At 38.9% G+C, this 15,477-nt stretch carries 4 protein-coding genes; all 4 read left to right on the forward strand.

The window, feature by feature from the left end:
• Positions 1-5,016, forward strand: a 5,016-nt coding sequence (locus UMM65_RS12075) for a T9SS type B sorting domain-containing protein (RefSeq protein ID WP_321976826.1), incomplete at its 5' end; no start/stop codon positions are given.
• 134 nt (positions 5,017-5,150) lie between these two features.
• The gene (locus UMM65_RS12080; protein WP_321976828.1) at positions 5,151-6,080 is read left to right on the forward strand and encodes a PorP/SprF family type IX secretion system membrane protein; all 930 of its coding nucleotides are present in this window, start codon (positions 5,151-5,153) and stop codon (positions 6,078-6,080) included.
• A 337-nt stretch (positions 6,081-6,417) separates the two neighbouring features.
• Positions 6,418-14,355: a T9SS type B sorting domain-containing protein gene (locus tag UMM65_RS12085; RefSeq protein ID WP_321976830.1), complete on the forward strand. Its 7,938-nt coding sequence runs from the start codon at positions 6,418-6,420 to the stop codon at positions 14,353-14,355.
• A gap of 129 nt (positions 14,356-14,484) precedes the next feature.
• Positions 14,485-15,414: a PorP/SprF family type IX secretion system membrane protein gene (locus tag UMM65_RS12090; RefSeq protein ID WP_321976832.1), complete on the forward strand. Its 930-nt coding sequence runs from the start codon at positions 14,485-14,487 to the stop codon at positions 15,412-15,414.
• Positions 15,415-15,477 lie beyond the last annotated feature (63 nt).

The raw sequence follows: 15,477 nt of genomic DNA on the forward strand, positions 1-15,477 counted from the left end.
GCCAATACAGCTACACCGACTGTTAGTTCGGCCGGTACCTATACCTTGACGATTACCGATGCGGACAATGGATGTACAGCGACCGATACCGTTGTTATTGATGAAGATGCTACTTTACCTACAATTGATTCGGTAACTCCTACTAATCCAACAACCGCAAATTGCCCCACGCCAAATGATGGTATATTAGTAATTAGTGCAACAGGTGTTAATTTAGAGTATAGTATTAATAATGGATCATCATATCAGGATTCTAATACATTTAATAATTTGATGGCTGGAACCTTTGATATTCTAGTAAGAAGTAAAACAACAGGTTGTGTATCAGCACCAGCTCAAGAAACTTTGATAGAGCCAGGTTGTAACCCAAGTTTAGTGGTTTCAAAAATGCAAACAGGAGGCCCAGCAACAGTTACGGCAATTGGAGAAATTTTAAATTATACAATTACCTTAGAAAATGATGGAGATTTAGATTTAACAAATATCGTTATCACTGATGTATTACCAGATGGTTCAAACGGAGTATTGACTGGGCCAACAGGAGATAATGGAGTGGCAGGTGTAATAGAGAAAAATGAAACTTGGACGTATACCATCAGTTATACAACAACATTGGCTGATTTCCAAAGAAGAGCAAATACAGGAACTAATGTCATTAACGAAGTTTCGGTAACTACTGATGAAATTACAACGGCAGAAACCGATACGGCAGAAACGCCAATTGAATATGCCGATTTAAGTATTACTAAAGCGGTAAATAACACAACTCCTAATGTGGGTGACCTCGTTACTTTTACGTTAACCGTGGCAAGTAGCGGAAACAATGCAACTGGAGTAACAGTAGAAGACGTCGTTCCTAACGGATATGGTTCAGTTACAGCTATAACAGCTGGGGCAACTGTAACTGGCAATACAATTAGCTGGTCAGGTTTAACCGTTTCAACGGGTGCACCAACCGTATTGGAATTTACAGCTCAGGTATTAGCAACAGGTGATTATGGAAACAGAGCTGAAATTACGGCATCTGGAAATGTAGATCCTGATTCTGATCCAACAACTAGTTATGGAATAGACGATTTAACAGATGGAATTGCAGATGATGATGAGAGTGATACGGTAACTATTAATCCTAGTGCAGTTTCTGACTTGTCTATGACAAAAACAGTGAATAATGCAACACCAAATGTTGGTTCAAATGTTATATTTACTTTAACCGTAAATAACGCTGGGCCAAGTACTGCAACCGGAATTCAAGTAACAGATGTATTACCTACCGGTTATACGTATGTTTCTGATAATGGAGCAGGTGCTTATATAAATGGAACAGGTGTTTGGACAGTACCAAACATCCCATTAAACGGATCGGAAAGCATTGAAATTACCGCAACGGTTAATCCGACAGGAAATTATACTAACGAAGCTGAAGTAACAGCTTCTGACAATACTGATCCTGATTCAACTCCAGGCGATGGAAGTGATGATGATTATGCATCAGTAAGCACAACACCAAATCCAGTATCTGATTTAAGTATTACAAAAGCGGTTGATAATGCAACTCCTGCAGTAGGAAATAATGTAACCTTTACATTAACCGTTACCAATGACGGTCCAAGTGCTGCAACAGGAGTTTCAATTGAAGATGTTGTGCCTAATGGTTATGATACTGTAACAGCAATTACAGCAGGAAGCTCAATTACTGGAAATACTATAAGTTGGTCAGGATTGAACATTGCCTCAGGTGCAACAGCAACCTTTGAATTTACAGCCAGAGTATTAGCAGGAGGAGATTATGGTAACAGAGCAGAAATTAAAGCGTCTGATAATCTAGACCTTGATAGTGACCCTTCAAGTAGTTATGGTATAGATGATTTAACTGACGGTATTGCCGATGATGATGAAAGTGATATAGTTAGTGTGAGTCCAACCGCAGTTTCTGACTTGTCAATGACTAAAACAGTTAATAACGCAACTCCATATGTAGGTTCTGATGTAATATTTACATTGACCGTAAATAATGATGGGTTAAGTGATGCGACTGGCGTTGAAGTTACAGATGTATTGCCTAATGGTTATACTTATGTAAGCGATAACGGTGCAGGAGCGTATGATGACGCAACTGGTGTTTGGACAGTTGGTAATATTGCGAATGCTGGATCAGCTTCATTGCAGATTACAGCTACGGTCAACGCAACAGGTAATTATACCAATAATGCGGAAGTAACGGCTTCTGACAATGCTGATCCTGATTCAACTCCTGGTGATGGAAGTGGTGATGATTTCGCCACAGTTGGAACAACTCCTGTAGCAGTATCTGATTTGTCAATGACCAAAGCGGTTGATGACACGGCTCCTTTAGTAGGTTCTGATGTAGTATTTACATTGACTGTAAATAACGATGGATTAAGCGATGCAACAGGAGTTCAAGTAACGGATTTGTTACCAACCGGATATGCTTATGTAAGTGATGATGGTGCGGGTGCATATGTTTCTGGTACAGGGGTTTGGACGGTTCCAACAATTACTAATGGTAATACAGCTACCCTTAACATAACTGCTACTGTATTAGCAACGGGTAGTTATAACAATTCGGCTGAAGTAACAGCTTCTGATAATTTTGATCCAGATTCTACTCCAAATAATGGAGATACGAACGAAGATGATTATGCCATTGTAAATGTTGTACCGCAACCAGTTTCTGATGTGAGCTTGGTTAAATCAGTTAGCGATTTAAACCCAACTACGGGAGATATAATCACCTTTACATTAACATTAAGTAACGCGGGTCCAAGTGCTGCTACAGGTATAAATGTCGAAGATGTTATTCCTGACGGATTTGGAAATATAACGGCCATTTCAAATGGAGGAGTATTAACAGGAAATACAATAAACTGGAATGGATTAACCATTGCAAATGGAGCTAATTTAGCATTAACGTTTAATGCAGAAGTTTTAACTAACGGTACAAATACTACCACAAGTTATTACAATCAAGCAGAAATTACGGGTGCTGATAACATTGATCCAGATAGTGATCCTAATACAAGTTTTGATGCTGATGATTTAGCTGACGGTAATGCAGATGATGACGAGAGCATTGTAGATAATATCGTTATCAATTTCTTGCCAACGGCACAAGACGATGCAGTGGTGGTAGTTGAAAATTCAACAAATAACGATATTACCGTATTGTTAGATAATGGTAATGGAGCGGACGATTTTGGTCGGGACGGTCCAAGTACTACACCAATTGTGATTGCAACTGGACCAAATAATGGCACGGCCACTGTTAATGATAATGGTACGCCAAATGATCCAACAGACGATTATGTAGTATATACACCTACTGCAAATTTTGTAGGAATTGATACCTTTACTTATACTATTGAAGATAGTAATGGGGATACTTCAACGGCAACAGTTACAATAGAAGTATTAGTTGATACAGATGGAGACGGCGTAGCAGACTTGTACGATATTGACGATGACAATGATGGTATTTTAGATACCGCTGAAGGAACTGGTAGTTCAGATGGTGATATCTATCCTGATAGTTTAGATATAGATGCAGACAATGATGGAATTCCAGATAATATCGAAGCTCAAACAACTGCTGGTTATATAGCACCTTCAGGAGTAGATTCTGATGGAAATGGTTTGGATGATGCCTATGAAACAACACCTGGATCAGGAGAAGGCCTAACGCCAGTAAATACGGATGGTATTGATAATCCTGATTATCTTGATACAGATAGTGATAACGATAATGTTGTAGATAGTATCGAAGGTAACGATGCGAATCATGATGGTATACCTGATGTAACTTATATAGGTATTGATACTGATGAAGATGGTCTGGACGATGCTTTTGAAGGTATCGACAATAATGACGGATTTGATGTTAACGACGAAATCGACAATCCACAAACTGATTTACCAGATACTGACGGTGATTTACTGTTAGATTATAGAGATACTGATGATGACGGTGACGGCGTTGCAACGTTAGATGAAGATATTAATGGTAATGGTGATCCTTTTGATGATGACTTTGATAATGATTTCCAACCAAACTATTTGGATATTGATGATGATGGTGATGGTATTTTAACATCACTTGAAGGAACAGATAATTTAGATAGCGATACCAATCCTAATTATTTAGATATTGATGCTGATGGAGATGGTATCCCTGATAACGTAGAAGCTCAACCAACCGTTGGTTATATAGAGCCTTCTGGTATTGATACTGATGGAAATGGTTTGGATGATGCTTATGAAATCACGCCAGGTTCAGGTGATGGTCTTACTCCTGTAAATACTGAAGGAACTGACGATCCTGATTATTTAGATGAAGACTCTGATAATGACGGTGTACACGATTATATTGAAGGGCATGATTTAGATCACGACGGTCATCCTGATGTAGATCCAACGGATACTGATACTGACGGTGATGGATTGGATGATGGTTATGAAGGTAGTAACCTAAATGATATTGATCCAAATGATGAAATTGATGATCCTGCAAATAATCTACCTAATTTCGATTTTGATCCAACGCCAGGAGCAACAAATGATGATGTTGATTACAGAGATACTGATGATGATAATGATGGTGTACCAACGTTCGAAGAAGATGATAACGAAAATGGTATTTGGTATGATGACGATTGCGATTTTGATGGGCATCCAAATTATTTAGATGTTACATCTTGTACCATAATACCTGATGCATTCTCGCCCAACGGAGATGGAGACAATGATTACTTTATTGTACCGTTATTAAGTAAATATCCCAATTTTAGAATTGAGATATATGACAGATGGGGTGCTAAAGTATATGATTACAGTAATGAAAGCAGAACACCTGTTGAATGGTGGGATGGATTCTCTGATGGAAAAATAACCATTCAGAAAGATCAGAAAGTACCTGTAGGAACATACTATTATATCATTTACTTTAATGGTAATGATGATAGGAAACCGGTAGCGGGTTGGGTATATGTAAATTATTAGAAAAATTTTAACCTACAAGGTCGTTTTTTAATCTTTAGAGCCTAGTGAAAGAGATAAGACCTTGTAGGTTTTACAAAAAAGAGCAAAATAAAAAATAGTTCTCACAAATTTGAGATAAGATTTAAAGTAAAATTATGCGAAAACTATCATCATTTTTACTATTAATATTAGGTTTAAGCACAATTGAGGGCCATGCACAGCAAGACCCTCAGTACACGCAATATATGTACAACATGAACATAGTGAACCCGGCCTATGCTGGTTCTCGCGGTACGTTGAGCATAGGTGTATTGGGCAGGTTGCAATGGGTAGGTATAGAAGGTGCCCCTAAAACGGCCACGATGGCCATCCATGCCCCTTTGGGCAAGAACCTTGGTGGCGGTTTTTCGGCCATTCTGGACAGGCACGGCCCAGTAAAGGAGACCAATGTATATGCGGATGTAAGCTATACTATAAGTACCTCAGAAGAAGGTAGGTTGGCCTTTGGATTAAAAGGCGGTGTAACGTTCTTTGATGTAGGTTTGCTGTCATTGATATTACCACAAACGGCACCGGGAGTAGACCCTTTGTTCGACGACAATGTAAACGAGACCTTGCCGAACTTTGGGGCGGGCGTTTATTATTACACGGATAAGTTTTATATAGGTCTATCGGCACCGAATTTATTGGAGACCAAACATTTGGAGAAAGACAACGGTACTATAAGCAAAGCTTCCGAGAAGATGCACTATTTTGGTACGTTGGGCTATGTTTTCGACCTTTCGGAGACTTTAAAAATGAAGCCATCGGTAATGGCAAAAGTGGTATCTGGTTCTCCGTTGTCATTGGACGGCAACCTGAACTTTTTGTTCAACGACCGTTTGGAGCTTGGTGTGGGCTATCGTTTTGGCGATGCCGTAACGGGACTGGTCAACTTTGGTGTGACCAGGGATCTGAGGATAGGATATGCCTATGATTACACGACGACCAATTTGGGGAACTACAACAGCGGTACGCACGAAGTATTTTTGCAATGGGACATAGATTTCTCGAAGAAAAACCTGAAATCGCCTAGATTCTTCTAGAAAACACCTATTATATTAATAAGATTTCATTACTTTTTGAGTAAAATTATAAGATTTTTCGAATTGTTAAAATAAAATAATAACTTTATAAAAGACCTTTAACAAAAGGCTAAACCTTGTGTAAATAAGGCTTAGCCTTTTGTTTTTTATTTTAAATAGAAATACATTTTAATTTGTTTTCAAAATAAAGAAGTGTAAAACGCTTTTTTAACATTTTTTTATATATTTGTATTCATTGTAGAAATACAATTGAAGATAATATTATTGGGGAGAATCCTTGTATTTCTGTAAATAACTCTATAGACTACAATTTATACAACACTAAGTAAATAACATTATGAAAAAAGGTTACTTAACTACAATTTACGCAGTTTACGGTAAACATTTAAAACAAATAATATTTGCAATATTATTTGTTTTTAGTTTTGCAAATATCAATTCCGTTTATGCACAAGGTTTTGATTGTCCTAGACTTTTTTATCAAGTAATAAGTGGGGAGCTTAAAAGCTTAAATCCTATAACTGGTTTATATTCTGCCCCAATCAATAGTAATGGATCGGGATATAATAGTGGTGGCTATAATGAGATAGATGGATTAATGTATGCTTTAGTAAATGATTTGGGTGGTACAGTGGCACAAAACCATATTATTAGAATATTAGCAGATGGTACAATTGTAGATTTAGGAGATTTAGGGGTAAGTTCCTTTTCTGGTGATATTGATGATAATGATGCCCTTTGGTATATTTCAGGGAATAATTTCAATAAAATAGACAATGTTTCTACACTACCTGCAAATGGAACGCCTTCTGTTACAGTAGTAGGTGGTTGGACTGGTGTCGCAGATAACGTAGCGGATGTTGCTTTTATCAATGATGGTACAAATAGGAGATTGTGGGGAGCGTCAAATGGCAGGCTGTCTTATTGGGATTTAGACACTCAGGTTAAAGGAAGGGTGACAGTTGCAGGTTTGCCCAATGGTACTTATGGAGCCGCCTATTCAGACAATTCAAAAAGATTATATGTTTCTAATAATGCTGGCGGTATTTATGTTATTAATGATTACCTAACACCAACACCAACAGCTCAATTTTTGATTGCCTCAGAAGTAACAGCTAGTAATGATGGTTTTGCTTGTCCATCTGCTGAATCTGCTTTTGACAAAGACAACGACAATATATTGGATCCATTTGATCCAGATGCTGATGGAGATGGAATTTTAAATACAGAAGAATCTAATGGGAATAATCCTTATGATGATGTTGATGGGGATGGTATTTATGCCTATTTAGATGATAATGATAATGCTGGTGGAATTGGCAATGATGATAGTTTGGTTAATGCTGCTTTTGATATGGATGGAGATGGCTTTCCAAATTTTTTAGATTTAGATTCAGATAACGATGGTATTTTAGATAGTGTTGAAGGCAATGTAGATTCAGATTTAGACGGCACACCTGATTTTTTAGATAATGATTCAGACAATGATGGTTGCCCAGACGCATTAGAAGGAGCTGGCACTTTCACTTTTGCAGATGTTGATGCTAACGGCAGATTAACAGCAGCAGTAGACGCTGACGGTGTTCCGGGAGGTGCTGCTCAAGCAACAACAGCTAATGTTACGGATAATACAGTTGTTAATGTCGAATGTGATAATGATGGAGATGGTATTCCATCATCTGCAGATTTAGATGATGACAACGACGGTATTTTAGATATTGATGAACAAAATTGTGGAACCGTTAATGTAATTGACGATTTCAACGCACCCTTTTGGAATTATGGTACTGGTAACGGTGGGGATGCCTCAGGTGCAGGTACAATAAATGGAATTAATTTCACAATGGACTTCAATGTTAATGGAGGATCTAAATTGTTTTCATCAACAGGACAGTATACAAGCAATTCAACATTAGGTCATGGAGGCAATCCAGGGTCACTTCTTTTAAGTGGTCCTGATGAGAGTATTACTTTCACTTTTGCTTCTCCAATTACTGTAGTTATAGGTTTTGATCACCTTAATGCAGATGGAGATGGGTGGCAGTTTGGCACACCAGCAGATGAAATGATTGCATTAGGAGCTGGTCATCAAGTTGATGGAGGGGTTTCAATAGATGGTGTGAGCTATATAATAGGTTCTACACCAGACATTAATGCGATTTCTTATTTTAAATGGGTAAATATAACTACCCTCACTATAATTACCACAGGCCCTAATACAACTACCATTGGTTTAAATTCAATTACCTCACATTGTGATTCAGATAATGATGGTGTATTTGATTATTTAGATACAGACTCGGATAATGATGGTTGTCCTGATGCTCTAGAAGGTTCAGGGACATTCACACCTACCGATATTGATGTAAATAATATGCTAACAGGTGGTGTGGATGGTAATGGTGTGCCTACAGTTGCAGGCATATCAGGTCAAGGAACAAATGCTGACGTAGTTACACTGGGATCAGATTTAGATGGTGATGGCATTGCTGATGCATGTGATGATACAGATGATAGACTTGATAGCGACGGGGACGGTACAATTGATATATCAGATTTAGACAATGATAACGATGGTATTTTAGATGCTGATGAGCAAAATTGTGGAACCATCAATGTTATTGATGATTTTAATGCCCCTTTATGGAATTATGGCACTGGTAATGGGGGAGACGCTTCTGGATCGGGCACCTTAAAAGGAGTTCCTTTTACTATGGCATTTAATGTTAATAATGGAATAAAATTATTTTCATCAACAGGGCAATATACAAGTAACTCATCATTAGGTCATGGAGGCAATCCAGGGTCACTTCTTTTAAGTGGTCCTGATGAGAGTATTACTTTCACTTTTGCTTCTCCAATTACTGTAGTTATAGGTTTTGATCATCTTAATGCGAATGATGATGGTTGGTTATTTAGTACTCAAGCAGATGAAGTCGTTTCATTAATTGGGAGTCATGAACTGGTTGGAAGTCCGGCGAATATTAATGGGGTTAGGTTTATTGATGACTTTCCAATACCTAATATAACGGGGATTTCTTACTTTAAATGGATAAATATAACTACACTAACAATTACTACTACAGGTCCTAATACAACTACGCTAGGTTTAAACTCCTTGATTTCACATTGTGATAATGATGGCGATGGAGTTTTCGATTATTTGGATCTAGATTCAGATAACGATGGTATAACCGATGTAACGGAAGCGGGAGGAACTGATGCGGATGGCGATGGAATCATAGATGGATTTACTGACGCCGATGGTAACGGACTTGATGACGCTACTGAAACAACACCTCTTCCGTTAACCGATACGGATAATGATGGTATTCCAAATCATTTAGATTTAGATTCAGATAATGATGGTATTACCGATGTAACAGAGGCTGGAGGTACAGATGCTGACGGCGATGGAATCATAGATGGATTTACCGATGCCGATGGTAACGGACTTGATGACGCTACTGAAACAACACCTCTTCCGTTAACCGATACGGATAATGATGGTATTCCAAATCATTTAGATTTAGATTCAGATAACGATGGTATAACTGATGTAACTGAAGCGGGAGGAACTGATGCTGACGGAGATGGGGTCATAGACGGCTTTACAGATGCTAATAATGATGGTTTAGATGATGCTACTGCTTTATCACCGCTACCATTACCAGATACTGACGGAGATACAGTACCGAATTATTTAGACTTAGATTCCGATAATGATGGTATAACCGATGTAACGGAAGCTGGAGGTACAGATGCTGATGGCGATGGAATAATAGATGGTTTTACAGATGCTAATAATGATGGTTTAGATGATGCTACTGCTTTATCACCGCTACCATTACCAGATACTGACGGAGATACAGTACCGAATTATTTAGACTTAGATTCCGATAATGATGGTATAACCGATGTAACGGAAGCTGGAGGTACAGATGCTGATGGCGATGGAATAATAGATGGTTTTACAGATGCTAATGATAATGGACTTGATGACGCTACCGAAACAACACCTTTGCCCGTTCCTGATTCAGATGGGGATACCGTGCCAAACTACTTAGACTTAGATTCCGATAATGATGGTATAACCGATGTAACGGAAGCTGGAGGTACAGATGCTGATAGCGATGGTATTATTGATGGTTTCACAGATGCTGATAATAATGGTTTAGATGACGCAACTGAAGCAACACCACTTCCAATTGAAGATAAAGATAAAGATGGTATTGCCAATTATGTAGATTTAGATTCTGATAATGATGGAATTACAGATACAACTGAAGCAGGTGGAATTGACACTGATAGTAATGGAATTATTGACGGATTTACCGATGGTGATGGAGATGGTTTAGACGATGCCACTACAACAACGCCATTGCCAATTGACGATTTTGATAATGACGGTTTGCCAAATTACTTAGACTTAGATTCAGATGCTGATGGAATTTCTGATGTTATTGAAGCTGGAGGAATAGATGCTGATGGCGATGCCCATGTTGATTATGCAACAGCTGGCGATCCTTCTACTTTGGCAGATGCTAACGATAATGGCTTACATGATACTTTGGAAGGAACACCTTTGCCAATTCCAAATACTGATGGCACTTTTGGTCCTGATTATCTTGATATTGATGCCGACGACGATGGCATTGTTGATAACATTGAGGCTCAAACAACTACTGGCTATAATCCACCAGCTACAACAGATGTTGATAACGATGGTCTAAACGACGAGTATGATGGTGATGATGACAATGTTGTTGGTATTGGTGGGGCAACAGGCATTGCAATTGTACCTACAAATACTGACGGAACGGATAATCCCGACTATTTAGATGATGATTCTGATAATGACGGTGATTTAGATTTACTTGAAGGTTGGGATACGGATAATGATGGAACCGCAAATACTGTTCCTTTAAACGCTGATGCTGACGGAGATGGACTTGACAACGCTTTTGACGATGACAATGCAAGCCCTGACCCAACAAATGGCGGAACATTACCAACAGATTTCCCTGATTTAGATACTCCGGGAGGTGATCGTGATTGGAGAGAGGCTTTAGATATTGACTGGGATAACGACGGAGTTAACGATGCAGCAGACTTAGATTCGGACAATGATGGTATTCCAGATACCGTTGAATCTGGAGGAATAGACCCTTATGCAGATAACGATGGCGATGGCGTACCTGTATATTTAGACGATAATGACAATGATGGTGCTATTGGAGATACTGACGGTGCGGAACCAGCATTTGATACTGATGGTGACGGCGTACCAAATCACTTAGATCTAGATTCAGATAACGATGGTATTTACGATATTGTTGAATCTGGTCAAATAGATGCAGCCAATAATGTAGTAGATATAAATAATGACGGTATTATTGATGCTGCCAATGCAGGAACGGTTGGTACAAACGGATTGTTCGATCCTTTAGAAGATGCTCCAGATAGTGGTAATTTAGCTACTCCAACTGCAGATTCTGATGGTGATGGAACACCTGACTCTAATGAAATTGATGCTGATAATGATGGTTGTAACGATGTGTTGGAAGCTGGGTTTACCGATGGAGATAATAATGGCCTATTGGGCAATGGCACATTCGGAGCAGGCCTAACGGTAGACATTAATGGAGTTGTTACAAGCGGTGTTGATGGTTATAGAGAACCAGACGATTTGGATGGTAACGGAGTTTATGATTTCCAACAAGCTAGTTTGGGTGTTCCTGCGGTAAATACCGATCCAGTAAGCCAAACTATAATAATCAATTCAAATGTTACTTTTAGTACTGATATATTGGCTACTATTTCATATCAATGGGAAGAAAGTACAGATGGAGGTACAACATGGAATCCAATAACAAATGGTGGTGCTGTACCTACATATAGTGGAGCAACCACAGATGCTTTAACCTTAACAGGTGTACCAGTAACTTATGATGGTTACCAATACCGAGTAATTCTTTCATCACCTGCATTTGTCTGTGATAGTAACTGGACATCTGCTCCAGCTACATTGAACTTATTCCCAGATAACGATGGAGATGGTATTCCAGATATTACCGATTTGGATGATGATAATGACGGTATTCCTGATACTATAGAAGGGGTGTTGGATACTGACGGTGATGGTGTATTAGATCAATTTGATTTAGATTCTGACAACGATGGTATTTATGATGTAGTAGAATCAGGTCAATTAAATGGAACTACAGTTGTTGATTTGAATAATGATGGTATATTAGATGGTAATCCAGCCGATTTTGGTGCAAACGGATTGTTAGACTTGATTGAGACTGATGATACTCCTGCGGCAACGGTAACAACTCCAACAGCTGATTCTGATGTAGATACTATACCAGATTCACAAGAATTGGACGCGGATAATGATGGATGTAACGATGTTATAGAAGCGGGTCTAGCTGATGTTGATAGTAGTGGAAGACTAGGTAGTGATACAGGTTTAACTGTAGATGCTAATGGTTTAGTTAATACACCTGGTACGACTGGCTACACGGAACCTAATGATTTAGATAACAATGATTTATATGACTTTCAAGAAGCTGGCTTAGCGGTTCAACCAATTGCAACTCAACCTCAAGATCAAGTAATTGTTGTAAATGCCAATGCCAACTTTAACGTTGATATACAAAATACAATCAGTTATCAATGGCAAGTTAGTGTTGATGGTGGTGTTAATTGGTCAGATTTCTCAAATGGAGGTACACAACCAGTAGTTACTGGAGCAACTTCTGAAGAATTGACATTAACTATGGTGCCTTTAGAGTACAATGGTTATATGTACAGAGTGGTATTGTCTTCACCTGCATTTGCTTGTGATACGGACGTTATTTCTGAACCTGCCTTGTTAACGGTCTATCCTGATTTTGATGGAGACGGTGTTGGCGATCCTGTTGATTTAGACGATGATAATGATGGTATTCCAGATACAATAGAGTATGACGGCAAAGATCCGCTGGCCGATAATGATAACGATGGTGTACCTGCCTATTTAGATGATAACGATAACAATATTTCTGTTGGTGATGCTAACAATGATGTTGAATCAGAATACGATTTTGATGGTGATGGTATCGCAAATCATTTTGATCTTGATGCAGATGGCGACGGTATTTTAGATGTTGTTGAAGCAGGATTGGAAGATTTAGATGCTGATAATGATGGCGTAATTGATGGTGTTCCTACGGACTTCGGCACAAACGGATTGTTTGATGATATTGAAACTGATGATACACTATTAGCAGATATTAATTATGTTCCTTGGAATTCTGATGGAGACACACAGCCTAACTTCCTTGATATTGACGATGATGGAGACGGAATCTTAACTTCAGTTGAAACGGATACTGATAGTGATGGTGATGGGCATCCAGACTATTTAGACTTGGATGCGGATGATGATGGTATTCCTGATAATGTGGAAGCCCAAACAACTGCAGATTATGATAATCCTACTGGAAATGACACCAATGGTGATGGTCTAGATGATGCTTATGGAACTGGTCTTACCCCAGTTAACACTGATGGTGCTGATGAACCAGATTATCTGGATGATGACTCTGATAATGACAATGTGCCTGATAGTATAGAGGGTCATGATTATGATGCAGATGGAGTTGCAGATATATTGCCAAGCGGAACAGATTCTGACGATGACGGTTTAGATGACGCTTATGATGGTTCTGTAGGAGATTTTGCAGACCCTAATGGATTGGCAATTGGCACTGATCCTGCCACTGATTTACCAAATAGGGATAATGATTTAGCTTCTGTATCAAATAACTCTACGCTGGTAACTGGTGATAGCGAAGTTGACTACAGAGATACAGACGACGATGGGGATGGAATACCTACTGCTGACGAAGATGGTAATCAAGATGGTGACCCAACAAATGATAATTGTGATGAGGATTCTTATCCAGATTATTTAGATCCAACATCTTGTGATATTATTCCTGATGGTTTCTCACCTAATGGTGATGGATTAAATGATACCTTAATTATACCAGCATTAGCCCAGTATGATAATTTCGAAATGGAAGTGTATGACAGGTGGGGTAACTTGGTTTATGAATATAGCCGTAACGGAGCTACCCAACCCAATTGGTGGGATGGATACTCAAGTGGCACCATGACTATTGGTAAAGGCAATAAGGTTCCTGTAGGAACGTACTACTTCGTAATTAAATTCAACGAAGCAGGTATGAAACCAATTGCAGAGTGGGTTTATATTAATTATTAAGAATAATCTATAATCAGCAAGGTCTTCTTTTAATCTTTGGAGCCTAGCGAAAGAGATAAGACCTTGCGGGTTTATAGGAAAAAAATAAAATATTGTTTCAGCAAGAGCGAAAACTAAATTAAGAACACAATGAGAATAGCATCAGTAGTTTTACTATTAATATTAGGTTTAAGCACAATTGAGGGCCATGCACAGCAAGACCCTCAGTACACGCAATATATGTACAACATGAACATAGTGAACCCGGCCTATGCTGGTTCTCGCGGTACGTTGAGCATAGGTGTATTGGGCAGGTTGCAATGGGTAGGTATAGAAGGTGCCCCTAAAACGGCCACGATGGCCATCCATGCCCCTTTGGGCAAGAACCTTGGTGGCGGTTTTTCGGCCATTCTGGACAGGCACGGCCCAGTAAAGGAGACCAATGTATATGCGGATGTAAGCTATACTATAAGTACCTCAGAAGAAGGTAGGTTGGCCTTTGGATTAAAAGGCGGTGTAACGTTCTTTGATGTAGGTTTGCTGTCATTGATATTACCACAAACGGCACCGGGAGTAGACCCTTTGTTCGACGACAATGTAAACGAGACCTTGCCGAACTTTGGAGCAGGTGTTTATTATTACACGGATAAGTTTTATATAGGTTTATCGGCACCGAATTTATTGGAGACCAAACATTTGGAGAAAGATAATGGTACGATAAGCAAAGCTTCCGAGAAGATGCACTATTTTGGTACGTTGGGCTATGTTTTTGACCTTTCGGAGACTTTAAAAATGAAGCCATCGGTAATGGCAAAAGTGGTATCTGGTTCTCCGTTGTCATTGGACGGCAACCTGAACTTTTTGTTCAACGACCGTTTGGAGCTTGGTGTGGGCTATCGTTTTGGCGATGCCGTAACGGGACTGGTCAACTTTGGTGTGACCAGGGATCTGAGGATAGGATATGCCTATGATTACACGACGACCAATTTGGGGAACTACAACAGCGGTACGCACGAAGTATTTTTGCAATGGGACATAGATTTCTCGAAGAAAAACCTGAAATCGCCTAGATTCTTCTAGTAAGGTATAAAATTAGTAAAAATATAAATCTAGTATTTGTTAGAATTTTTAATGAATTATTAG

Origin of the sequence: Aureibaculum koreense, from assembly GCF_034296135.1 — a bacterium.
Classification (GTDB): Bacteria; Bacteroidota; Bacteroidia; order Flavobacteriales; family Flavobacteriaceae; genus Aureibaculum.